Raw genomic sequence first — 21310 nt, forward strand, 5'->3', positions numbered from 1 at the left:
GCGCGGCGGCACCGTCGAGGCGCCGCCGCGGGCGGGTCGCGGGCGCGGGTCCGGTGGGTTTCCGGGCGGGAGGGGCGGGGGCTGTCACATGCCCACGCTAGGCCGCCGGATCGCGGGAAGAGCCCAGGCGGCACCGTCCGTCACCGAACCGTCAGATCTTCCCGCAGGCCCCTTCCGACGTCAGAGTTTCGTCATCGTTTCCGGGCCCCGCAAGGCCCGTGCGCAGGCTTAACGTCGGGGCGCTGCGGTGGACGGCCACCGCTGGAACCGACCGGGAAGTGCCATGCGTGCCAAGCAGACCGACCCGCAGATCCTCTCGCCCGCCGCACCCGGGTTCTGGCGGAGCCCGTTGCGCGGCCCCTGGCTGACGGCGCTGCTCGGCCTCGTCCTGCTGGCCGGCATCACCGTGCTCGTCGTCACCGGCCTGCTGTCCTACGCCGCGTACAACCCGGACCTCGCCGCGGTCAACGACAAGACCCCGGGCAAGGGGCTGCTCGGCTTCTACCTCTTCGCGTGGCCCACGCGTCCGCACTGGCTCTACCGCCTCACCCAGGGCGTCCATGTGACGCTCGGCGTCGTGCTCGTGCCGGTGCTGCTCGCCAAGCTCTGGTCGGTCGTCCCGAAGCTCTTCGCGCTGCCGCCCATCAGGTCGGTGGCCCATGCGCTGGAGCGGATCTCGCTGCTCCTGCTGGTCGGCGGGGTGCTCTTCGAATTCGCCACCGGGCTGCTCAACGTCCAGCTGGACTATCTCTTCCCCGGGTCGTTCTACACGCTGCACTTCTACGGGGCGTGGGTCTTCACCGCGGCCTTCGCCGCGCATGTGGCCCTCCGCCTCCCCGCGGCGGTGCGGGTGCTGCGCGAGCGGGGGCTGCGGGCACCGCTGCGGGAGCCTGCGGTCCGGCGCCAGGAGCCGCCCACCGACGACACCGGCTCCGGCCTGGTCAGCCCCCGCCCGGCGCCGATGACGCTCTCCCGGCGCGGTCTCCTCGGCCTGGTCGGCGGCGGATCACTCCTGCTGTTCGCGGTGACCGCAGGCCAGAGCACCGGCGGACCGCTGCGCCGGCTGGCGCTGCTCGCACCGCACGGCGGCGCGGAACCGGGGCGCGGACCCAACGGCTTCCAGATCAACAAGACCGCGGCCCTGGCGGGCATCGGATCCCCGGACACCGGTGACGGCTGGCGCCTCGAGATCCGGGGCCCCGGCGGCTCGGTGCGCCTGACCCGTGCGGAACTGCTGCGCCTCCCGCAGCACGGCGCGCTCCTTCCCATCGCCTGCGTGGAGGGCTGGTCGACACCGGACCAGAGCTGGCAGGGCGTACGGCTGCGGGACCTGGCCGCCCTGGTCGGCGCGCGGGAGCGGCCACCGGGGGTGCTCGTACGGTCACTCCAGCGGCACGGTTCCTTCCGGCAGGCGGCGCTGCGGGACAACCAGGTCCGCGATCCCCGCTCGCTGCTGGCCCTGCGTGTCAACGGCGCGGATCTCTCGCCCGACCACGGCTATCCGGCGCGGATCATCGTCCCGGCAGCCCCCGGTGTGCTCAACACCAAGTGGGTGGCGTCGCTGACCTTCGGGGAGCTGTGATGCGGCGGTTCGAGCGGTGGTACGGGGCGGGTCCGCTGCAGCTCGTGGTGGTGCTCGTCTCCTTCGCGGTGGCGGGTTACGCGGGCGTGCGGCTGCTGGCGGGTGACTGGCAGGGCGTCGTCGTCTGGTTCATCGGTGCCGCGCTGGTGCAGGACCTGGTGCTGATTCCGCTCTACTCGCTGGCCGACCGGGCCCTGCGGGCGCTGCCCGGGGTGGCCCGCGGGGGCTGGATCAACGCACTCAGGGTGCCCGCGGCCCTGTCCGGTCTGCTGCTGCTCGTCTGGTTCCCGCTGATCCTTGGCCCGCCGGCCCGCTACAGCGGGGCCACGGCGCTGCCCGGAGGGGTGTTCCTGACCAGGTGGCTGCTCATCACGGCGGGTCTCTTCGCGGTCGCGATCGCCTGGCGGGCGACCAGGTCCCTGCGCGGATCGTCGATTCGGGCAAATGGGGCATATCGTAGGAAACGGAAACGACTCGTGCGCTAGGGGGTCGTCATGGAAGTACTGGTGACAGTGATCGTGGTGATCGTGTGCCTCGCCGCGGTGTACGGAATGTCCGCGGCCCGCGTGGTCAAGCAGTACGAACGCGGTGTGGTGCTGAGGTTCGGCCGGCTGCGTGACGCGGAACGGCTGCCTGGTTTCACCACGGTGATCCCCGGCGTGGACCGGCTGCACAAGGTGAACCTGCAGATCGTGACGATGCCGGTCCCGGCACAGGAGGGCATCACCCGCGACAACGTGACCGTACGGGTCGACGCGGTCGTCTACTTCAAGGTGGTCAACGCGGCCGACGCGGTCATCGCCGTCGAGGACTACCGCTTCGCGGTCTCGCAGATGGCACAGACCTCGCTGCGTTCGATCATCGGCAAGAGCGATCTGGACGACCTGCTGTCCAACCGCGAGAAGCTGAACCAGGGCCTGGAGCTGATGATCGACAGCCCCGCGATCGGCTGGGGCGTACAGATCGACCGGGTGGAGATCAAGGACGTGTCGCTGCCCGAGACGATGAAACGGTCGATGGCACGGCAGGCCGAGGCGGCCCGGGAGCGGCGGGCCCGGGTGATCAACGCGGACGCCGAGCTCCAGGCGTCGAAGAAACTGGCTCAGGCCGCCGAAGTGATGTCGGAGCACCCGGCAGCACTCCAGCTCCGTCTGCTGCAGACGGTCGCCGAGGTCGCGTCCGAGAAGAACTCCACCCTGGTCCTGCCGTTCCCGGTGGAGCTGCTGCGCTTCCTGGAGCGCGCGCAGAACGCCCAGCAGATGCCAGGGGCGCAGCCCGCGGGCCGGGCCGACGCCGGTGGGACCGGTGCCGGTACGGCTGCGGAGAAGTCCGGCACCGGGACGTACGACAGGGCGGCCGAAGCGGTGGAGGCTGCGGTGCCCGGACTCTCCGCGGAGGAGATCGAGGCGGCGAAACTGGACCTGTCCTCGATCGGGATTCCGCTGCCGGGTCTTGAGGCACTGGAGGAGTCCCGGTCGGCGGACGCGGGGCCGGGCGCGGGCGCGGAAGCAGCCGCGGACACGGAAGCTGACGCCGCCACGGACGCGGGCCCCGGCCCTTCCACGGACCCGCAGGACGAGCCGCCGGAACCGGACGCGCGGCCCGGGACGGGAGCGTGACGGCGCCCTCCGTCACGCCCATGTTGCCGCCGGCTGACGACGACATGGCAAGAACGGGATAGCCGTTGTTCATCCCCCGGTGGTGCTGTGACGATCAACTCGATTCGACAGCAACGGGGGAAAGGAAAATCCATGACGGGACGGTCCTCTGCGATCCAGTTCACGGACCAGCTGTTCGGACACCTGAGCCGAGCCGAGCAACGTCAGTGGGCTCACGCATATGTACGGGGTCTCCTCAGCACACGGGGAAGAAAGTCCATTCCCCGGCTGGCGACCGCCGCGAGTGATTCACCGACCGCGTCGCAGGCCCTGCACCAGTTCATCAACGAGAGTCCCTGGGCGTGGGCACCCGTCTGCGACCAGCTCCAGCAGTGGGCCGAGGGACGCGTCCAGCCGAACGCCTGGAACATAGGGTCCGTCGTCCTGCCCAAGCGCGGGGACAAGTCGTGCGGGGTGCACCGGAGATTCATCCCGCGCATCGGACGTACGGTCAACTGCCAGATCGGCGCTGCGGTCCTCATGTCGACCGACGCGGGTGAACTCCCGCTGCGCTGGAGTCTCCTGCTCCCCGAGCCGTGGGACCAGGGCCCCCGCCGTGAGCGGGCCCGCGTTCCGCAGACCGTCACGACACCGGCTGAGACTCACCTCCTCGAGCTGATCGACATGCTGGTGAAATGTTCCCGGCACGAGCCGGTCCCGGTGGTCATCGCGCTCGACGGCTACCTGGACGCGCGCCGGCTCATCGACGGGATGAACCAGCGCCGGCTCGACTTCGTCCTCGCGATTCCCGACACCTTCCCGCTGGTTCCCTGCGCCTCAGTCGGCCGGGCTGCCCGCGGGCCGGTGCGCACGGCGGCCCGGATCCTCGGCGAGCGGCCTGCCGAAGCCCGGATTCCCGCCGGGCGATCGGGTGCCGTCGACGTCCCCAACAGCCTGGTCCAGATGCCGGGCGCTCCGGCGGCCGAACAACCACCGCAGACGTTCCGGCTGTTCGCTCCGTCGTCTGTACGACAGGCAGGGGCGGGAGAGCTGTGGCTCACCAACATGGTGCATGAACCGGTCGAGGTACTCCTGCGTTACACGGACCGGCGTACCGCGTTCGGTGAGACGATCACCCTCCTCGAAAGGGGCTTCGGCCTGCGGGACTTCGAGGGCCGCTCCTTCCCGGGCTGGCACCATCACATGACACTGGTCTCGGCCGCGTTCACCTACAGCCGTCTGGCCCTCGCCGACTAGGGGCGGTACACGACAGCGGGCCCTGGACCACCGTCGTGGTCCAGGGCCCCGTGTCGTACGGCCGTCCGGTGGTTCTACGTGTGGTCGTCCCTGGGGTCCGTGGCGAACAGCTGCCCGTAGTCGGTGATGCTGTGGGCGGTGCCCGCTGCGCCGGCGAGGTGGAGGGCGTGCCAGAGGATCACCTGGTTCGCGGTCAGGACATGGAACCCGAGCTCTCCTTCGAGGGCCTGGATCGTGCCGACCGCCCGGATGCCGTTGCCGGCCACGAGGACGGCCTCCGGGCGGTGCGCGGCGACCGTGGTACGGATCCACGCCGACAGGTTGTCCGGGGTGATGGCCTTCTGGTCCGAAGGCAGCCCGCACGGCGCGTGGTGGACGACGTCGTAACCGAACTCGGCGAAGTAGTCGGCCCCTTGGCCCGAGAGCGTGTCGTCGAACCACGGCGGGTTGACCACCGCGATACGCCGGGCGCCCAGCGAATCGAACGCGGCGCGGGCCGCCTTGGTGGTGCCGGTGACCGGCAGACCACGGGTGACGGGGAGCAGCCTCTCGTACAGATCGGCTTCCCCCTCGGCCTTCAGCGCGTAACTGGAGGAGGTGAAGCCCAGAGTCAGGGCGTGCAGCGGGGAGGCGGCGAGCAGCTCCACGGCCTGGTCCAGATACGGGGCTTCCACGAAGGCCCGCACGGGGTCGTGCGGGATCTTCTCGTCCATCTCGCCGCCCGCCCGCATGGCGGCGAAGTGGATACGCGATCCGTGAATGGAGACGGAAGGCGGGGCGATGGCCTGCAGTTCGGCCTCCGGGCCGACATCGGCGTGCGGCACGACCACACCGATACGGGTCGAGGCGTCCCATCCGTCCATGGGCGGGGGAGTGCTGGGCATATCGGGTCTCTCCTACCGGGCGGTCGCGGACTCGTCGATCAGGCGGCCACCGCGGACGGTGTCCGTACCACCGGCGTTCAGGAACCCGGGGTGCCTGCGCCGCATGGTGTCGATGACGAAGTCGTAGGGGACGTCGTCGAAGGAGCCGTGCTCCGTGAGGAACTCCATGGAGCCGCCCCCTTCATCGAAGGGGTGGTAGAGGCTGTCGCTGACTCCGTCGAACTCCAGGGTCTCCATGCCGTACAGCTTGCAGAGGATCTCGTTGAACACCGGGGTTGCCTTGACCCACTTACCGTTCAGGTGGACCTCGGTGAGCCCGTGGAAGAACACGTCGCCGCCGATGTGTTCCAGCAGGCGGGGCGAGGCGAGGTGATTGCGTACATCGCTGTACACGAGGCGGGACGGGATGCCCAGCGCGCGCACGGCGGCCGCGTACAGCACGGACTTGTGCAGGCAGAAGCCCGACTCGGCCGTGACGGTGTGCGAGGCCCTGAGGCCGTCGGGGGAGAGGGAGGCGCCGTAGACCTCGTAGAAGATGCCGTCGCGCACCGCGTAGTAGAGCTCGATCGCGTTCGCCGTCCGGTCCGCGGAACGGTCCTTGACGGCATGGTCGACGAAGCCCTGGACCTCGTCGGTCTCGTAATCGAGAAAGGCAGTCGGGCGAGTGAGCCGGTCCGGAGGATTGGTCATGGTGTGACTCCTGTCCGTCAGAGGCCGAGAAGGGCGGCTATGCGGTTGCGCTGGATCTCCGAGGTACCCGAATAGATCGTTCCGGCGACCGAGTTGCGCAGATCCCGCTCGACGCCGTACGCGGTGAGCACACCGCGGCCGCCTTGGATCTGCACCGCGTCCAGAGCGTTGCGCAGATTGGCCTCGGACACGATCGTCTTGGTGGCCGCGAGGTCGAGCGAGGCGTCCTCGCCGGCCTCGACCTTGGCACCGGTGTCCGAGAGCCACTTGCGGGCCGTCTCCACCCGCATCTTCATGTCCGCGATCTTGTGGGAGATTCCCTGGTAGGAACCTATGGGGCTGCCGAACTGGCGGCGCTCCCCGGCGAAGGCGATGGTCTCCTCGAGCCGCCGGGTCATCTCGCCCAGGGTGAGGGAGAAGCCGAAGAGGACCTCGCGCTTCATGACATGGTCCAGGACCAGGAAGCCGGCGCCCTCCACTCCCACGCGGTGACTGACCGGGATACGCAGCTCGTCGAAGGACAGTGTGCCGACAGGGCTGGTGCGCAGGCCGATCTTGTCCATCGCGGGGCCCACGGTGAGACCATCCGTGCCGGCCTCGACGAGCAGCGTGGTGAGGCCGAAGGGGCCTGCCCTGCCGGTGCGGACGTACAGCAGGAAGAGGTCGGCGACCGGGGCGTTGGTGATGAACATCTTCGCGCCGCCGACCACGTAGTGATCGCCGTCGCGCCGGGCGACACTGGCCAGGTTCATGGCATCGGAGCCACCGGACTCCTCCGTGATGGCGTGCGCGGTGATCGAGTCACCGGACATGATCCCCGGCAGGTACCGCGTCTTGAGTTCCTGGCTCGCGAACCGCTGCAGCGGCACGCCCACGGACACGATCTGTGTGGAGGCGGAGAACGACACACCCGCGTCGCGGGAGGTGTGGCCCAGCCCCTCAAGGGCACGCATGGTCGCGGTGAGACTGTGGCCCGCACCCCCGAACTCCGGGGAGAAGGGGGCGCGCAGGATGCCGGTCTCCTGGATGACTTTCCATTTGTCGTAGGGGAATTCGCCCGCTGCGTCCAGCTCACTGGTGCGGGCGTTGAGCTGGTCGGACCATGGGGACGCGAGGTGAAAGAGGTCGTCGGTCAAGGAGAATCCCTGGGTCGGCGGCTGGAGTGAAGGGTGGGGCAGGGGCCGGGACCCGCCGGTTCCGCGGCGGGTCCCGGGTGGTGGCTGCCGGGCCGGAAGCGGCTCAGTACTGGGAGAACCCGTCCGGGGAGAGAGTGTGCTTCTCGTCTCCGTTGATCGGCGGGTTGAATATCGACACCAGATGGAAGTCCTCGTCGGCGGAGGCCACGAGATAGTGCGGGTCGTGCTGGTCGAGGGCGTAGATGGTGCCTTCGACGATCTTGTGGCGGGTGCCGTCCTGCTCCACGACCTCACCGGAGCCACCGATGCAGTAGCAGGCCTCCAGGTGGTTGCGGTACTGCAGGGCGCTCGAAGTGCCCTTGCGGACGAGGGTGTCGGCGACGGCGAAGCCCATGCCGTCGGACTTGGTCAGGATCCGGTAGCTCAGACCGTTGCCCCACTCGACGGGGGCCACGTCATCGAGGCTGCGGACGATCATTCTCTTCGTTCTCCTTGGATTCGGACGGGTGAGCTGATGAGGGACGGAAGGACCGGTCAGACGCCGGTGGCCGCCGTCGAGTGGGTTGTGATCACGGCGACGACGGCGTCCAGGGTGCGGAAGTGGTCCGGCGCGAACTCGATGGAGTCGAGCGGGACTTCGTACCTCTGGGTGATGTGCGAGAGCAGCCGGACCAGACCGAGGCTGTCGATGACGCCGGAGTCGATCAGGTCGTAGTCACCGGTCAGATCGGAGGTGTCCTCCCCGGCGAGGAACTCGGCTACGACATACGCGCGGATCTCATGGGCGATGTCTGTGCTGGTCATGCGTCGATCTCCTCCATACGGTTCTGTTTGATCAGGTTCCGGTCGGGTTTGCCTGTCGAGGTACGAGGCAGTGGCTTGTCGGTGAGGTGCACCGAGGACGGAATGGCGTGGCGCGGCAGGTGCCGGCCCGCGTAGGTGCGCAGCCGGAGGCCGGTGAGCCCGGTGTCCGGCCGGCGGGTCACATGTGCGTGGATACGGACGCCGGCCTGCGGATCCGGCAGTGGCACGACCACGGCCTCCGCCACATCGGGATGGGCCGCGATGACGTTCTCCACCTCCTGCAGATTTGTCCGCACCCCCCTGACCTTGACGTGCCAGTCGGCGCGGCCGTCGAGGTAGTACAGGCCCCCGGCGGTGCGGGTGACGATGTCCCCGGTGCGGTAGAAGACGCGGCCTTCGCGGCGGGTGAAGGCCGCGCTGTTCAGGTCCTGGCGCAGATATCCGCCGGTCTGGAACGGAGTGGACACCAGGAGTTCGCCCGTCCCGGCCGAGCCGAGGTGTCCGCCGTCGGCGGCCAGGACCAGGGCCTCGCTGCCAGGCAGGGGCCGGCCGATGGGGATCGGCCCGTCCACGGCAGCGGGATCGAAGCGGTGGATGAAGGAGTCGTTGGTCTCCGTGCAGCCGAACACGTTGTGGAAGGCGGCGTTGGGGAAGGCGGCGGCGACCGGGGCCAGGAGCCCGGCCGCCGGGCTGTCGCCCGTGAGGACGACGTGGCGCACCGCGGCGAAGGAACCGCCGTGGTCGAGCAGCAGCCGGTACACCATCGGCACCCCCTGCACGAAGGTGACGTGGTGCCGTACGGCGAGCGACGCCAGGTACGCGGCGTCGGTCGCCCGCTGCTGGTCCACGAGGACGACGCAGGCGCCGAGCCGGAGAAAGGTCCAGATGTCGAGCAGGGCGAGGTCGAAGTTGAGGGGAGCGTACGACAGGGCGGTCTCGGCGGCAGACAGGGCGAACTCGTCGGTGGCCCAGTCGGTGAAGGCGTCGAACCCGGCGGCCTCAATGGGGACGATCTTCGGGGTCCCGGTCGAGCCGGATGTGGTGAGCAGCAGACGGGTGCGCGCCGGGTCCGGCCTCGTGAATCCCTCGGCCGCGGTCTCGTCGGCCTGTACCGGTACCGCGGTGAGGAGGCCCTCGCCGGTCGCGGTGAGCAGGTGGGAGACCCGTGCCTGGTGCGCGAGGCGTTCGAGTGCGGCACCTCCCAGGCCGGGGGAGGGGGTGAGGGCCACATGGCCCCCGTGCATGACGGCCAGCAGCAGCGCGATGGTGGGTGGTGTCTTGTGCGCCGGCACGCAGACGGTGCTGCCCGGCGGGAGGTTCAGCTCCAGCAGCTGACTGCGCAGACTTTCGGTCAGTTCGTGCAGCTGACCGTAGGTGACGGTTCGGTCGTTGAAGTGGAGTGCGATGCGGTGGGGCCGGTGAGAGGCGTGGACGGCGATGGTCTCGGCCAGGCGAGGGGATGGCACGGCGGGATCCTTGAGGTTGGCTCAGGCACCTGCGACAGGTGCCGCTCGACTGTTCGAATCTTGCGGTGTCCGGGCTGAAGGTATCCCGATCAATCCATGCTTGGTCAAGCATCCATTTGGTTCACTGGTAGTGACCTGGATCACTCAGTAGATGCATGTGCAGGAAGATTCTTTGACCGGATTGTGCGCCTCCGGGAGGCCGGTGATGCCGTGCCCGCCGTCCGGATAGCCGGGGTGCCCGGGCGGTGTCCGAGGTGATGTGCCCGGCTCGGGGCACGGTGCCGGAGTCGCCGTCATTCCGCTTGTCCGGGCCGCCGGTTCCGGTCCGGGCGCGACTTCCCACGCGTACGGCTTCCCAAGTTTTTACTCTGGCACGAGCCGCTTTTTCCGGCCGTGGAGCCGCTGGGCGAGGCGGGCGCGGGTCATGTGCTCCGCGATGGCGGCAGCACCGGGTGTGCGCTGGGGGTGCGGGGGGATGTGGTCCCGCCGTCGGCGGGCCGTCGTCGCCGGGGTCGCGGAGGCGTGTCGGCGGGCTGCCGCTGGGGCCGTGTTCCAGGCGGGGCCAGGGTGCGGCACGGTGTCGTCACAGGGGCGGCGGGCGGCCGCGTGGCGGTCCGCGTCGCCAGGTGTCGGCGGCGGGAAGGGCGCAGCCCGGATGTGTCCGGCAGGGCGCACCGGCCAGGGCCTCGGCGCCGAGTGTCGCACGCCCGTTGAGGGCGTGAAAGCTGTGGGGGCAGGGGAGTTGAGGGTGCGCGGTGCCGGGGGACGTGACCGGCGGTGCGGTCGGCTCAGCTGTGCGCCGCGCGCAGGGACTGGACCGTGGGGCCCAGTGCGGGGTCGGCCGTGAAGGTGTTGAGCGCGGACGAGAGGACTTCCGTGTAGCTGACGTGTGCCGCCTGGTACCGCTGGCGCCCCTCGTCCGTGATGACGGCGTAGACGCCGCGCTTGTCCGACGGACACAGGTCCTTGTAGGCGAAGCCGGCGGTCTCCAGCCGGCCCACGAGGCGGGTCACCGACGACTGGCCCAGGCCGACCTTGTCGGCCAGGTCCTGCATGCGGAGCTCGCTCGTGGAGGAGTGGTGCAGGTGTTCCAGGGACCGGTACTCCGAGAGGCCGATCCCGTGCCGGCGCTGCAGGGCCAGGGACAGCTCACGCTCCACATGCGCATGGAGGGCGAGCACGCGATTCCATACGGCGTGGTCGGATGTGCGCTGGGATGTGAGGTGTGAAGCCGCCATAGGAGCGTCCTTTTCGGGCCGGTGTTTGACACCAAGGTACATGCTCATGCAAGCTCTTGCTCACCCCTCGAACCGTTCGTCTCGGGGTCCGTCATCTTGTTGCACGTACATGCAAATACCTGGACCAAGGACTGACAGCCATGCAGATCCAGTCACCCAATGGCCTCACCCCTCATCTGGAGGAAGCGGTCCGTATCAGCCGCGAGCACGTCGCCGAGGGCGGCATCCCCTTCTCCGGCCTCGTCGTGCGTGACGGCCGGGTCCTGGGCACCGGCTTCAACCGGGTCCACGAGGACGACGACCCGACCGCCCACGCCGAAGTCGTCGCCCTGCGTGCCGCGGCCGGGAAGGCGGGCCGGTTCGGCGTCGCCGGGTCGACGCTGATCGCCTCGGGCGAGCCGTGCGCCCTGTGCTACATGGCCGCCCTCTACTTCAACGTCGAACACATCGTGTTCGCGGCCGACCGCGGGACCGCGGCTGCCTACGGCTTCGACTACGCCGGCTCGTACTCCATCTTCTCCAACGACCCCACCACATGGCCGCTCAAGGTGACGCACGCCCCGATCGAAGGGCACGAAGTGCCGTTCCAGGAGTTCCTGACCGGTCAGAAAGGCCATCCGCGATGAGTGACCCGGTGAAGATCCAGATCTGGTCCGACTACGTCTGTCCCTTCTGCATGCTGGCCGAGGGGCCGCTGGAGGAGGCGACGAAGGACCTCGGCGCCGACGTCGAGATCGAATGGAAGCCCTTCGAACTCCGGCCCCACCCCCAGCCCACCCTCCGCCCGGAGGACGACTACCTGCCCGGCATCTGGCAGCGCGCCGTCTACCCCATGGCCCGCCGTCTGGGCGTCGGCATCACCCTGCCCACCGTGTCCCCGCAGCCCTACACCCGGCTCGCCTTCGAGGGCTGCCAGTACGCGGCCGAGCAGGGCAGGGGGACCGAGTACACCCGCCGTATGTTCCGTGCCTTCTTCCAGGAGGACCAGGACCTCGGGCAGCCGGATGTGCTCACCGCTCTCGCCGGGGAAATCGGCCTGGACACCGGGGAGTTCCGCGCCGCCCTGGACGACGGCGCCTACCGCGGCGCACACGAGGATGCCCTGCGGGAGGCCGCGGCCCACCGCATCCGGTCCGTCCCCACCTTCCTCATCGGCGACACCCGTATCGAAGGCGTCCCGAGCACCGAACAGTTGCGTAAGGCGATCCTCGACGCGCAGGCCGGCCAGGACGTCGTCCATGGCACTGCCTGCAGCACCGAAGGCGGCTGCTGACATGAGCATCCGCGCCCACCTCACCGCCGCTGGGCAGATAGCGCACCCCGGCCAGGACCGGCACGTCCTGGCCACCGTCACGGCCGGCTACCGCACCGCGGTGCGACGGACAGCGGACGAACTGCTCCCGCTCCTCCGCGGCCTGTGAACAGCCCGCTCCGGGCACGGCCCTGGGAGGTGTGGGCAGCGGCCTGGCCCATCACCGCCGTGTTCACGCTGTCCAATGTCCCGACCCCGCTGCTCGGCCTCTGGCAGGACCGCATCGGTTTCTCCACCGGCACGACAACCGTCATCTTCGCCGCCTACATCGGCGGTCTGCTCCTCGTGCTGCCCTTCACCGGCACCCTGGCCGACCGGTACGGCAGCCGCCGAGTCCTGCTGCCCGCCCTCCCGGATGGCTGCGCCTTCCCTCGGTCCCGCGCGCCAACCGGCGCGGCCTCGCCGAGAGCCTCCTGGCCTACGCCCCCGGCATGACAGGAACATCCCTCCTGCTCGCCCTGGGCCCGACCCTGCTCGCCGCACTTCTGCACACCACCAACCGGCTGACGACCGGCGGGATCAGCTTCCTGATGTTCGGGGCGTCGACCGGAATCCAGTTTGCGGTCAGGGGATTTCCGGTGCGCCGGATTCTCACCATCGCTGGAATCACCACCGGGACCGCCATGCTCGCCGTGGCCGTCGCCGTCCGTACTCACTCGCTGGGCTGTCTGGCCGCTGCGGCGGTCCTCGCGGGCACCGGCCAGGGCATGGGCCAGTACGGCGGCTTCTCACGGCTGGGTGCCGAAGTGACCCCGGTCCGCCTGGCCGAGGCCAACGCGGCGCTCAGCGCGGGCGGTTACCTGTTCGCCGGCGTCATGCCCATCCTGACCGGCTATCTGAGCGACGCCGCGGGAGTCGCCACCTCATCCACGGCCGTCACGGCTCTGACCGCCGCCGCGGCCTTCGCGGGAGCGGGACGGATCCGTACCGCACGCTCCTCCGCGCTCTCCGGGAGCGCCGCTCCCGTACGGCGCCGCTCCCGCGAGCGGCGCACCTGAAATCTCCTGGTGGGACCGGCACATCCCCCGCGCGGCCCCACCAGATACCGACCGGGGCCGGGCCCGTTCACGCAGTACCAGGCGCTCCACAACGGCCCGGCCCCGCAACCCAGTTGTTCACCGACGAAAGGACCGTCATGCAGTGGCTCTACCTCGCCATCGCCGTCATCTTCGAGATCACCGTCGCCATCGCGGCCGGCAAGGCCGAAGGCTTCAAGAACCGCGTCTGGACCGCCACAACGCTGGTCAGCGGCGCCATCGGGACGTACTTCCTCAGCAGGGCGCTGCTGACCTTCGACGTCGGCGTCGGCTACGCCATCTGGACGTCCGTGGCCGGTATCGGCATCACCGTTCTCGGAGCCGTCCTCTTCGGCCAGCGTCTGGACTGGCGCAAGGCGCTCGGTATCGCCGTCATCATCGCCGGGGTCGTCGGCCTCCAGCTCAGCGGCGCCGCCTGAACATCTCCCCGTCATCTCTCCGACCGACTCCTCTGAAGGGACGTACCCCATGCCCGGCACAGCCCGCAACTCCACCGGCTCGACCAACTCCTGGTTCATGCTTCTCCTGGCCGGAGTATTCGAAATCGGCTACGCGCTCTCCGTCGGCGGAAGCCACGGCTTCACCCGCCTGACGTGGTCGCTCGTCGCCGTCGTGTTCTTCCTGCTGACGCTGTACGCCCTCAGCGTGGCGCTGCGGACCATCGAGATGAGCATCGGATACGCCGTGTGGGCGGGAATCGGGGCGGTCGGCGCGGCCGCGCTCGGTCCTGTCTTCTTCGACGAGACCCTCACCCTGGCCCAGACCCTGTGGCTGGCCGTGATCATCGCCGGAGTGGTCTGGCTCAAGCTCGCCGACCGGCCGCGCGACACCGCGCGGCCCGTCGACGACCCGCAGGACCCCCAGGCGCTCGCCGACAGGGCGCGGGACCGCCAGGACGCCGGGCACTGACGCCGGATCGCGTCGGCCGGACGGTGACGTGAGGGATCCCGTACGGGGCGGTGCCGTGGCTGACGCGGTATCCGGCCCGTACGGCCCGCGCGCCGGGCCTCACCCCCCGGCCGGCCCCGCGTCCGGGCTCAGCACTCCCGTACCCACCAGGAAGAACAGGGCGACGCCGAGCAGGATCCGGTAGACCACGAACGGCATGAAGCTCTTCGACGAGATGAACCTCATGAACCACGCGATGACCACGTATCCCACGCCGAACGCCACGACCGTGGCGAGCAGCGTCGGGCCCCAGGCCGTCCCGCCGCTGCCCGCCGCGTCCTTCAGCTCGAAGGCGCCGGAGGCGAGAACCGCGGGGATCGCGAGCAGGAACGAGTACCGGGCGGCCGCTTCACGTGTGTAGCCCATCAGCAGGCCGCCGCTGATCGTGGCGCCCGACCGGGAGACGCCGGGGACCAGTGCGAGCGCCTGGCACAGTCCGTACACCAGCCCGTCCCTGACGGTCAGTTCCTGAAGCGACCTGCGCTCACGGCCCGCCCTGTGCCGGCCGCCGCTCTCGTCGCGTGCGGCCAGCCGGTCGGCGGTGCCCAGCACGAGGCCCATCCCGATCAGCGTGCACGCGATGACCCGCAGGTCACGGAAGGACGTGTCGATCTGGTCCTTGAGCAGGATCCCCAGGACGCCGATCGGTATCGTCCCGACGATGACGAGCCAGCCCGTCCGGGCGTCGTGGTCGTCGCGCAGCGTGCGGTCGGTGAGCGAGCGGAACCAGGCCGAGACGATCCTGGCGATGTCCTTGCGGAAGTACATGATGACCGCTGCCTCGGTGCCGATCTGCGTGATCGCCGTGAAGGCCGCGCCCGCGTCGGGCCAGCCCGCGAAGGCCGAGGTGAGGCGCAGATGGGCGCTGGAGGACACCGGCAGGAACTCCGTCAGCCCCTGCACGAATCCGAGCACGAACGATTCGAACCAAGACATGGGTGGCGGCCGTCCAAAGGATCAAGGGGCTGGTGCGCAAGGAACGTAACCGCCGGAGGTGTACGGCCGGTGACCCGTGCGCGTACGGTCGGCCAACTGCCCCTGCCGCCCTGCCGCCCTGCCGCCCAGAATGCTCTGCGCGCTCGGAACGCCCCTGCCGCCCGGGGTGCTCTGCCCCGCTCGGAACGCCCCTCCGCCCGGGATGCCCTCAGCGGCCGCGCAGCCGGTGCCGCTTGCGCCAGCCCAGCCAGGCCGCGCCCGCCCCCGACACCACGATGAAGCCCATCGAGATCAGGAAGGCGGGCGAGGTGGGCGATGAAGCCCGGCTGCCCGCCACCACGTACGCCGCCGTGTTCGGGACCGACCCGAGCCCGGTCGCCAGCAGGAACGGCAGCCACCCCATACGGGACACCGCAGCGCAGTAGTTGGCCGCGGCGAACGGCACCCCGGGGAAGAGCCGCAGCGCGAGCATCGAACGGAAGCCGTGCCTGCTCAACTGGGTGTCCGCCGCCGTCAGCCAGCGCCCGCGCAGCATCGGCCGCAGCGCGCTCTGCCCGAGCAGCCGGCCGAGACCGAAAGCGGCGCCGGCCCCCAGCACGGTCCCGGCGATCGCCGCGGCGAGGCCGGCCTGGCTGCCGAAGAGGGCGCCCGCCGCGAGGTTGAGCAGCGGGCGCGGCACGAAGGCGGCGGTGCACGCGCCGTACGCGGCGGAGAACAGCACCACGGCCGAGACACCGCTGAGCTGCGGGGGCCAGCCCGCGGCGAGCAGCCGCTGCGGCTGGAAGAGCAGCATCAGGGTCGCCGCGGCCACCAGGAGCACCACGAGAAGGGAGAGCCTTGACCAGGGCGAGGCGAGTGCCCTGACGCAGCGCGCGGTCAGGCCGGCGGAGGGTCGCGCAGCGGGCTCCAGCATCCCGGGAGACTAACCGACACCGGTGTGTGATCGCCGTAATGGGCCCGGCCACCCATCGCCCGCCGAGCGCCGCGCGGGCGCCCGCGGAGCCGCGCGGGGCGGAAAACCGGTCGACGTACCCGCGGCGGTGGAGGCAGGATCAGCGGCATGTCCCGGTACACGTTCCTCGCAGCATCGTCCGCAGTCGCGGACGCGCCGAGGGCTGCCGGTCTTCCCGCTCCCACGGCAACGGCCCAGCACAGCACGGCCGTTGCCGCAGCGCCCCTTGGCGGCGCACGAAGCTGACTCTTCCCGGACAGTCCGGCGGACCCCGCAGGGGGAGGGTCGGCCGGATCCGGGGGTCCCGCCACACTTCGGTGTTTCCCGAAATTTCGCGAGGAAGAAAAGGCCATGCCCAAGACGGCATACGTGCGCACCAAGCCCCACCTCAACATCGGCACCATGGGCCACGTCGACCACGGCAAGACCACCCTGACCGCCGCCATCACCAAGGTGCTGAGCGACAGCGCCGGCAGCGGCACCTCCTTCGTCCCCTTCGACCGGATCGACCGGGCCCCGGAGGAGGCCAGGCGCGGCATCACCATCAACATCACGCATGTGGAGTACGAGACCGACACCCGCCACTACGCCCATGTCGACATGCCCGGACACGCGGACTACATCAAGAACATGGTCACCGGCGCCGCCCAGCTCGACGGGGCGATCCTCGTCGTCTCCGCACTCGACGGGGTCATGCCGCAGACCGCCGAGCACGTACTGCTGGCCCGTCAGGTCGGCGTCGACCACATCGTCGTCGCACTCAACAAGGCGGACTCCGGGGAGGAGGAGCTGACGGACCTGGTCGAGCTGGAGGTCCGCGAGCTGCTCTCCGCCCACGGATACGGAGGCGACGCCGCCCCCGTCGTCCGAGTGTCGGGGCTGAAGGCGCTGGAGGGCGACCCGCGGTGGACCGCCTCGGTCCAGGCGCTGCTCGACGCGGTGGACACCTATGTGCCGATGCCCGTGCGCTACACCGACGCGCCGTTCCTGCTCCCGGTGGAGAACGTCCTCACCATCACCGGACGCGGCACGGTCGTCACGGGCGCCGTCGAGCGCGGCCGGATCCGGGTCGGCGACCGGGTGCAGCTGCTGGGCGCGGGAACGGGCCCGGGCGGCACCGTCGTCACCGGTCTCGAGACCTTCGGCAAGCCGATGGCGGAGGCCCGGGCGGGGGACAACGTGGCGCTGCTGCTGCGCGGGGTGCCACGGGACGCGGTACGGCGCGGCGACGTGGTGGCGGCGCCGGACAGCGTCACCCCGCGACGCCGGTTCACCGCGCGGGTGTACGTCCTGTCGGCGGCCGAGGGCGGGCGGACCACCCCGGTCTCCACCGGGTACCGGCCGCAGTTCTACATCCGTACCGCGGATGTGGTCGGTGACGTCGACCTCGGCGGTCTCGCGGTGGCCCGCCCCGGCGACACGGTCCCCATGACCGTCGCGCTCGGCCGTGACGTACCGCTGGAGCCGGGCCTCGGCTTCGCCGTCCGCGAGGGCGGCCGCACGGTCGGGGCCGGGACCGTCACCGAGGTCATCGACGACGGGTCGTAACCGGCCGGTCCGGCGCCCGCCTCCCGTCGCCCACGGGAGGCGGGCGCAGGTCACCTCGTACGGGCGGCACAATGGGACGGTGAACGAGGCGATACCGGTGATCAGGGACGTGGACCAGGGCACCGCGCGGCTGCTGCCCGATGTCGACCGGGAGCGGGCCTGGCTGCTCACCGTCGACGGCGCGCCGCAGTCGTACGTGGATCTGGACGACCCCGGGCACCTGGAGTTCGAGTATGCCCGCAGGCTCGGCCATGTCGTGGACTGCGCGGCCGCCCCCGGGGAACCGCTCGATGCCGTGCACCTCGGTGGGGGAGCCCTCACGCTGCCCCGCTATGTGGCGGCGCTGCGGCCCGGATCGCGGCAGGACGTGGTGGAGGCGGACCTGGGGCTGCTCGCCCTGGTCTCCGACGTGCTGCCGCTGCCGGACGGCTCGGGCATCACCGTGCACGCCATGGACGCGCGGGCCTGGCTGGACGCCAGACCCGGCGGGTCCGCCGATGTGCTGATCGCCGATGTCTTCGGCGGTTCACGGGTGCCCGCCCATCTCACATCGGTCGAGTACGCACGGTCGGCCGCCAGGGTGCTGCGCAGCGGCGGGGTGTACGCGGCGAACCTCGCCGACGGTGCGCCGTTCGCCTTTCTGCGTACCCAACTCGCCGCGTTCTCACAGGTGTTCGCCGATGTCGCGCTCATCGCCGAACCGGCCGTGCTGCGCGGCCGGCGCTTCGGCAACGCGGTCCTCGTCGCCTCGCACACCGAGCTGGACACCGCCGCGCTGAGCCGGCGTACGGCGTCGGACGCCTTTCCCGCGCGGGTCGAGCACGGCGCGTCGCTGGCCCGCCTCACCGGTGGCGCCCGGCCGGTCACGGACGCGGAAGCGGTCGCCTCACCCGAGCCGCCCGACGGAGCTTTCAGCATCGGGTGACGGCGCTGCGCCGGGGACGCGCTCCGGGGCGAGGACACCGGCCGCCGTGTCCACCGCGGCCGTACCCGAGGCCGCGAGATCGCCGGCCGTCCGCTCCGCCGGCGGCCGGCGCCGCAGATTCCGTACATCGGGAACACACAGCACCGCGGCCGTCAGCAGGGCCACCAGACCCGCGCACCCCCACAGCGAGGCGGTCCTGCCGAACGCCTGCTCCGCAGGGCCCGCGAGCGCCGTGGCCAGCGGGAGCATCGCCAGTGAGCCGAGCCAGTCGTAGGCGGAGACCCGGGAGAACTTGTCCTCCGGGATCTCCTGGTGCAGCGCCGTCATCCAGGAGACACCGAACGTCTCGACCAGCACACCGCTGAAGAACATCACGCACACCAGCGCGGCGAACGGGACCGGCACGGCGAGCGCGGCCGACGGCAGCGCGAGCGGGAAGACGCACAGCGTCCCGGTCAGCAGGAGCCGCCGCGGTTTCCAGCGCGTCATGATCAGCGCGCCGATGACCGTGCCTGCGCCGAACGCGGCGAGCGACAGCCCCCAGGGGCCGGCGCCGCCCAGGGAGTCCCGCGCGACGAGCGGCCCGTACACCGCCTCCGCGGCGCCGATGACGGCATTCACCACGGCGAACTGCAGAATGATGCTCCACAGCCAGGGCCGCCCGGTGACCTCGCGCCAGCCGTCCCGCAAATCGGCGAGCATCCCGCCGCCCGGCGCACGCGGCGCGATATGGCTGACGTCGAGGAAGGCCCGGAGCGAACCGGCGACCGCGAAGGCCGCCGCGTCGACGGCGAGCACCCAGCCGGGACCGATGGCGGCGATCAGCGCACCGCCCAGCGCGGCGCCGCCGATCCCCGCGCCCTGCATGGCCATCCGGTAGAACGCGAACGCCCTGCCCGCCTCCTCGCCCTGCACGGTGGAGAGCAGCATGCCTTCGGACGCGGGTGAGAAGAACGCCTGGCCGGTGCCGCACAGCGCGGTGAGCACCATCATCTGCCAGAGCGGCGGGTGACCGGTCAGCACCAGGACGGCGAAGGCGGCCTGGGAGACGCAGTTGAGTGTGTTGGCCGCCACCATCACCCGGTGACGCGGGAGCCGGTCGGCCAGCGCCCCGCCGACCAGCAGGAAGAGTACGAGCGGCAGCGTGCGGGCCGCGGCGAGCAGCCCCACGTCGCTGCTGTCGCCACCGCTGTCCAGCACCGCGAACGCCGAAGCGATCAGGGCACCGTTGCTGCCCAGGCTCGTGACCACGGCGGCAGCTGTGAGCAGGGTGTAGTTGCGTCCGGCCCATGCGGGGCGGCGGGTGCGCGCGGGGGCGGCGGCAGGAGACGTCACTCTGGGACTATCGCTGCCGCCGCCCCCGGATGCCAAACGCGTCAGGAGCCCGGGCCTCAGCCGGCGCTGTCTCCGGTGGGCGTGCCCGCCAGCCGTACCGTGCTGAGGATCTTGTCGATCGTCGACTGGGGGAGGGCACCGGGGACGCCCGTGCTGTTGTACAGCGAGAACGCCACGAAGTCGTCCGCGGAGTTCTTGAACCCGAAGGTGATCGCCTCGCCGTCGGTGCTGCACTTGGACTTCTTCGGCACACCGGTCGCCCAGGCGCGGGCGAGACTGCCCTTGACCCCGGACTTGGTGGTGTACGGCTTCGCCTTGGAGGTCTTCACCAGCTTCTTGTTCGGCTGGGTGTAGGCGCCGTAGACCCACCAGGGCACCTGCTTCTCGGCGACGTCAGCGGTGTCCTTGGCGCCGTCCGCGCCCTTGGTTCCCGCCCCGCCGAGCGCCGTGTCCTCGGTGTAGCCGTCCTTGTCGGAGTCGTCCGTGCACCACTTCGACTTGAAGAACGCGGGCGCCGAATGGCCGATCAGCGTCTTGCCCTTGTCGTCCTCGAAGCCGCTGAACGTGCCCGCCGAGGCCACTTCCCACTCCGGCGGCACATCGAAGGCCGTGCCCCACTTCGGGTTCACGACCACCTTCCAGCCGGCGACGACCGGCTTCACGGCCTCGCCCCCGGCGCGCGGGTTGGCCGGAGGCGGCGAGCTCTTCTGCTTCGTCGGTGCGGACGGCGACGGCGACTTGTCGTCGGCCTGGACAGTGCCGCCCTTGTCACCGTCGCCCTTGAACACCACCACGCCGGTGATCACCGCGGCGGCGACGACCGCCGTCGCGGAGATGATCGCGATGACCGTGGTCCTCTTCCTGGCCTCGGGCGACCGGGGCGCGCCGGGTGGCGTTCCCACCGCGTACTGCGGAGCTGTCGGCTGCTGGTACGGGTTGGGCTGCTGGTAACCCTGCGGGGCTCCCTGCTGCGGAGGTCCTGGCTGAGGTTGTCCCTGCTGATAAGGGTTCGGCTGCTGGTACCCCGGCTGCTGATAGGGATTCGGATTCTGGTCCTGCGGGTTCTGCTCGCCCCCGGGCGGCTGCTGTCCTGGCCACATGGCGAGTAACCATAGAGGTGACAGGGCCACGTCGCTACGGCCGCCCCTGCCCCGGGATGGCCAAGTGGACCTACTCGCGGGTAACGTCCCGTTCCATGACCGCAGATCAGATGTCAGCGGGCGAGCTGCTCGCCGCCACCGTGCCCATGGCCAGGACCCTCAACCTGGATTTCGTCGAGACCACACCGGAGCGGGCCGTCGTCCGGCTGCCGGACCAGTCCGACTTCCACAACCACGTCGGCGGGCCGCACGCGGGCGCCATGTTCACGCTCGCGGAGTCGGCGAGCGGTGCCATCGTCATCGCCGCCTTCGGCGACCAGATGACACGTGCGGTACCGCTCGCGGTCCGCGCCGAGATCGACTACAAGAAGCTCGCGATGGGTGACGTCACCGCGACGGCCACGCTGGGCCGGCCGGTCGCCGACGTGGTGGCGGAGCTGGACGCGGGGGAGCGCCCCGAGTTCCCCGTCCACATCGCCATCCGGCGTGCGGACGAGGCGGTCACCGGCGAGATGACGGTGGTCTGGACACTGCGCCCGAACTCCTGACGGCCGCCGCGGCC

General features: G+C 70.5%; 25 protein-coding genes. 14 read left to right on the top strand and 11 right to left on the bottom strand.

Features of this window, described 5'->3' with window-relative positions; genetic code table 11:
• Positions 1 to 283: 283 nt before the first annotated feature.
• From G3I19_RS21255 to G3I19_RS21270, 4 genes are all read left to right on the top strand, one after another.
• Positions 284 to 1582, top strand: coding sequence for a molybdopterin-dependent oxidoreductase (locus tag G3I19_RS21255; RefSeq protein WP_164265266.1), 1299 nt, complete (start codon positions 284 to 286; stop codon positions 1580 to 1582).
• Positions 1582 to 2067 (top strand): hypothetical protein, encoded by a 486-nt coding sequence (locus G3I19_RS21260; RefSeq protein WP_164265267.1) that lies wholly within the window; start codon positions 1582 to 1584, stop codon positions 2065 to 2067. Before G3I19_RS21255 ends, G3I19_RS21260 begins: the two co-directional genes overlap by 1 nt.
• A 9-nt stretch (positions 2068 to 2076) precedes the next feature.
• The gene (locus tag G3I19_RS21265; RefSeq protein WP_164265268.1) at positions 2077 to 3201 is read left to right on the top strand and encodes a slipin family protein; all 1125 of its coding nucleotides are present in this window, start codon (positions 2077 to 2079) and stop codon (positions 3199 to 3201) included.
• Positions 3202 to 3333: 132 nt separating this feature from the next.
• Positions 3334 to 4437: a transposase gene (locus G3I19_RS21270; RefSeq protein WP_164265269.1), complete on the top strand. Its 1104-nt coding sequence runs from the start codon at positions 3334 to 3336 to the stop codon at positions 4435 to 4437.
• Positions 4438 to 4511: 74 nt separating this feature from the next.
• On the opposite strand, the gene G3I19_RS21275 is transcribed toward G3I19_RS21270, so the two are convergent.
• The 7 genes from G3I19_RS21275 to G3I19_RS21305 form a co-directional block, all read right to left on the bottom strand.
• The gene (locus tag G3I19_RS21275) at positions 4512 to 5321 is read right to left on the bottom strand and encodes a maleate cis-trans isomerase (protein WP_164265270.1); all 810 of its coding nucleotides are present in this window, start codon (positions 5319 to 5321) and stop codon (positions 4512 to 4514) included.
• Between the two features lie 12 nt (positions 5322 to 5333).
• The gene (locus G3I19_RS21280; protein WP_164265271.1) at positions 5334 to 6011 is read right to left on the bottom strand and encodes a transglutaminase-like domain-containing protein; all 678 of its coding nucleotides are present in this window, start codon (positions 6009 to 6011) and stop codon (positions 5334 to 5336) included.
• 17 nt (positions 6012 to 6028) lie between these two features.
• Positions 6029 to 7147 (bottom strand): acyl-CoA dehydrogenase family protein, encoded by a 1119-nt coding sequence (locus tag G3I19_RS21285; protein WP_164265272.1) that lies wholly within the window; start codon positions 7145 to 7147, stop codon positions 6029 to 6031.
• Positions 7148 to 7250: 103 nt separating this feature from the next.
• The gene (locus G3I19_RS21290; protein WP_164265273.1) at positions 7251 to 7625 is read right to left on the bottom strand and encodes an ectoine synthase; all 375 of its coding nucleotides are present in this window, start codon (positions 7623 to 7625) and stop codon (positions 7251 to 7253) included.
• 56 nt (positions 7626 to 7681) lie between these two features.
• A complete protein-coding gene (locus G3I19_RS21295) occupies positions 7682 to 7951 on the bottom strand; it encodes an acyl carrier protein (protein ID WP_164265274.1) in 270 nt (89 codons plus the stop codon).
• Positions 7948 to 9417 carry an AMP-binding protein gene (locus G3I19_RS21300; RefSeq protein WP_164265275.1) on the bottom strand — a complete coding sequence of 490 codons (1470 nt, stop codon included), beginning with the start codon at positions 9415 to 9417 and terminating at the stop codon, positions 7948 to 7950. Before G3I19_RS21300 ends, G3I19_RS21295 begins: the two co-directional genes overlap by 4 nt.
• A gap of 788 nt (positions 9418 to 10205) precedes the next feature.
• Positions 10206 to 10655 carry a MarR family transcriptional regulator gene (locus G3I19_RS21305; RefSeq protein ID WP_164265276.1) on the bottom strand — a complete coding sequence of 150 codons (450 nt, stop codon included), beginning with the start codon at positions 10653 to 10655 and terminating at the stop codon, positions 10206 to 10208.
• 140 nt (positions 10656 to 10795) lie between these two features.
• On the opposite strand from G3I19_RS21305, the gene G3I19_RS21310 reads away from it, so the two are divergent.
• The 7 genes from G3I19_RS21310 (at position 10796) to G3I19_RS21335 (ending at position 13913) form a co-directional block, all read left to right on the top strand.
• Positions 10796 to 11281 carry a nucleoside deaminase gene (locus G3I19_RS21310; protein WP_164265277.1) on the top strand — a complete coding sequence of 162 codons (486 nt, stop codon included), beginning with the start codon at positions 10796 to 10798 and terminating at the stop codon, positions 11279 to 11281.
• Positions 11278 to 11928 carry a DsbA family oxidoreductase gene (locus G3I19_RS21315; RefSeq protein ID WP_164265278.1) on the top strand — a complete coding sequence of 217 codons (651 nt, stop codon included), beginning with the start codon at positions 11278 to 11280 and terminating at the stop codon, positions 11926 to 11928. Before G3I19_RS21310 ends, G3I19_RS21315 begins: the two co-directional genes overlap by 4 nt.
• 1 nt (position 11929) lies before the next feature.
• Entirely contained in the window at positions 11930 to 12076 is a 147-nt protein-coding gene (locus G3I19_RS21320; protein ID WP_164265279.1) for a hypothetical protein, read from the top strand.
• Positions 12073 to 12402 (top strand): hypothetical protein, encoded by a 330-nt coding sequence (locus G3I19_RS36935; protein ID WP_203599845.1) that lies wholly within the window; start codon positions 12073 to 12075, stop codon positions 12400 to 12402. The genes G3I19_RS21320 and G3I19_RS36935 overlap by 4 nt, the downstream gene beginning before the upstream one ends.
• On the top strand, positions 12399 to 12965 hold the full coding sequence (locus tag G3I19_RS36940; RefSeq protein WP_203599846.1) for a hypothetical protein: 567 nt from the start codon (positions 12399 to 12401) through the stop codon (positions 12963 to 12965). The genes G3I19_RS36935 and G3I19_RS36940 overlap by 4 nt, the downstream gene beginning before the upstream one ends.
• A gap of 137 nt (positions 12966 to 13102) precedes the next feature.
• Entirely contained in the window at positions 13103 to 13423 is a 321-nt protein-coding gene (locus G3I19_RS21330; RefSeq protein WP_164265280.1) for an SMR family transporter, read from the top strand.
• Positions 13424 to 13472: 49 nt separating this feature from the next.
• On the top strand, positions 13473 to 13913 hold the full coding sequence (locus G3I19_RS21335) for a multidrug efflux SMR transporter (protein ID WP_164265281.1): 441 nt from the start codon (positions 13473 to 13475) through the stop codon (positions 13911 to 13913).
• A gap of 99 nt (positions 13914 to 14012) precedes the next feature.
• On the opposite strand, the gene G3I19_RS21340 is transcribed toward G3I19_RS21335, so the two are convergent.
• A complete protein-coding gene (locus tag G3I19_RS21340; protein ID WP_164265282.1) occupies positions 14013 to 14888 on the bottom strand; it encodes an undecaprenyl-diphosphate phosphatase in 876 nt (291 codons plus the stop codon).
• Positions 14889 to 15096: 208 nt separating this feature from the next.
• Positions 15097 to 15801 (bottom strand): TVP38/TMEM64 family protein, encoded by a 705-nt coding sequence (locus G3I19_RS21345; protein ID WP_164265283.1) that lies wholly within the window; start codon positions 15799 to 15801, stop codon positions 15097 to 15099.
• Positions 15802 to 16191: 390 nt separating this feature from the next.
• Between G3I19_RS21345 and tuf the strand changes: the two genes are divergently transcribed.
• A complete protein-coding gene (gene tuf, locus G3I19_RS21350; RefSeq protein ID WP_164265284.1) occupies positions 16192 to 17388 on the top strand; it encodes an elongation factor Tu in 1197 nt (398 codons plus the stop codon).
• Between the two features lie 79 nt (positions 17389 to 17467).
• Positions 17468 to 18313: a fused MFS/spermidine synthase gene (locus G3I19_RS21355; protein ID WP_164265285.1), complete on the top strand. Its 846-nt coding sequence runs from the start codon at positions 17468 to 17470 to the stop codon at positions 18311 to 18313.
• On the opposite strand, the gene G3I19_RS21360 is transcribed toward G3I19_RS21355, so the two are convergent.
• Positions 18275 to 19648 (bottom strand): MFS transporter, encoded by a 1374-nt coding sequence (locus tag G3I19_RS21360; RefSeq protein WP_164265286.1) that lies wholly within the window; start codon positions 19646 to 19648, stop codon positions 18275 to 18277. The genes G3I19_RS21355 and G3I19_RS21360 overlap by 39 nt on opposite strands.
• Positions 19649 to 19704: 56 nt before the next feature.
• Positions 19705 to 20748 (bottom strand): hypothetical protein, encoded by a 1044-nt coding sequence (locus G3I19_RS21365; RefSeq protein WP_164265287.1) that lies wholly within the window; start codon positions 20746 to 20748, stop codon positions 19705 to 19707.
• A 110-nt stretch (positions 20749 to 20858) separates the two neighbouring features.
• Here G3I19_RS21365 and G3I19_RS21370 point away from each other — a divergent pair, with 110 nt between their 5' ends.
• A complete protein-coding gene (locus tag G3I19_RS21370; RefSeq protein ID WP_164265288.1) occupies positions 20859 to 21296 on the top strand; it encodes a DUF4442 domain-containing protein in 438 nt (145 codons plus the stop codon).
• Positions 21297 to 21310 lie beyond the last annotated feature (14 nt).

Source organism: Streptomyces sp. SID10853, from assembly GCF_010548145.1.
In the GTDB taxonomy this organism is placed as follows: Bacteria; Actinomycetota; Actinomycetes; order Streptomycetales; family Streptomycetaceae; genus Streptomyces.

Coding starts and splice junctions, on each gene's coding strand:
- G3I19_RS21255 (WP_164265266.1), top strand. CDS start 284: ATGCGTGCCAAGCAGACCGACCCGCAGATCCTCTCGCCCGCCGCACCC.
- G3I19_RS21260 (WP_164265267.1), top strand. CDS start 1,582: ATGCGGCGGTTCGAGCGGTGGTACGGGGCGGGTCCGCTGCAGCTCGTG.
- G3I19_RS21265 (WP_164265268.1), top strand. CDS start 2,077: ATGGAAGTACTGGTGACAGTGATCGTGGTGATCGTGTGCCTCGCCGCG.
- G3I19_RS21270 (WP_164265269.1), top strand. CDS start 3,334: ATGACGGGACGGTCCTCTGCGATCCAGTTCACGGACCAGCTGTTCGGA.
- G3I19_RS21275 (WP_164265270.1), bottom strand. CDS start 5,321: ATGCCCAGCACTCCCCCGCCCATGGACGGATGGGACGCCTCGACCCGT.
- G3I19_RS21280 (WP_164265271.1), bottom strand. CDS start 6,011: ATGACCAATCCTCCGGACCGGCTCACTCGCCCGACTGCCTTTCTCGAT.
- G3I19_RS21290 (WP_164265273.1), bottom strand. CDS start 7,625: ATGATCGTCCGCAGCCTCGATGACGTGGCCCCCGTCGAGTGGGGCAAC.
- G3I19_RS21295 (WP_164265274.1), bottom strand. CDS start 7,951: ATGACCAGCACAGACATCGCCCATGAGATCCGCGCGTATGTCGTAGCC.
- G3I19_RS21305 (WP_164265276.1), bottom strand. CDS start 10,655: ATGGCGGCTTCACACCTCACATCCCAGCGCACATCCGACCACGCCGTA.
- G3I19_RS21310 (WP_164265277.1), top strand. CDS start 10,796: ATGCAGATCCAGTCACCCAATGGCCTCACCCCTCATCTGGAGGAAGCG.
- G3I19_RS21315 (WP_164265278.1), top strand. CDS start 11,278: ATGAGTGACCCGGTGAAGATCCAGATCTGGTCCGACTACGTCTGTCCC.
- G3I19_RS21320 (WP_164265279.1), top strand. CDS start 11,930: ATGAGCATCCGCGCCCACCTCACCGCCGCTGGGCAGATAGCGCACCCC.
- G3I19_RS36940 (WP_203599846.1), top strand. CDS start 12,399: ATGACAGGAACATCCCTCCTGCTCGCCCTGGGCCCGACCCTGCTCGCC.
- G3I19_RS21330 (WP_164265280.1), top strand. CDS start 13,103: ATGCAGTGGCTCTACCTCGCCATCGCCGTCATCTTCGAGATCACCGTC.
- G3I19_RS21335 (WP_164265281.1), top strand. CDS start 13,473: ATGCCCGGCACAGCCCGCAACTCCACCGGCTCGACCAACTCCTGGTTC.
- G3I19_RS21340 (WP_164265282.1), bottom strand. CDS start 14,888: ATGTCTTGGTTCGAATCGTTCGTGCTCGGATTCGTGCAGGGGCTGACG.
- G3I19_RS21345 (WP_164265283.1), bottom strand. CDS start 15,801: ATGCTGGAGCCCGCTGCGCGACCCTCCGCCGGCCTGACCGCGCGCTGC.
- tuf (WP_164265284.1), top strand. CDS start 16,192: ATGCCCAAGACGGCATACGTGCGCACCAAGCCCCACCTCAACATCGGC.
- G3I19_RS21365 (WP_164265287.1), bottom strand. CDS start 20,748: ATGTGGCCAGGACAGCAGCCGCCCGGGGGCGAGCAGAACCCGCAGGAC.
- G3I19_RS21370 (WP_164265288.1), top strand. CDS start 20,859: ATGTCAGCGGGCGAGCTGCTCGCCGCCACCGTGCCCATGGCCAGGACC.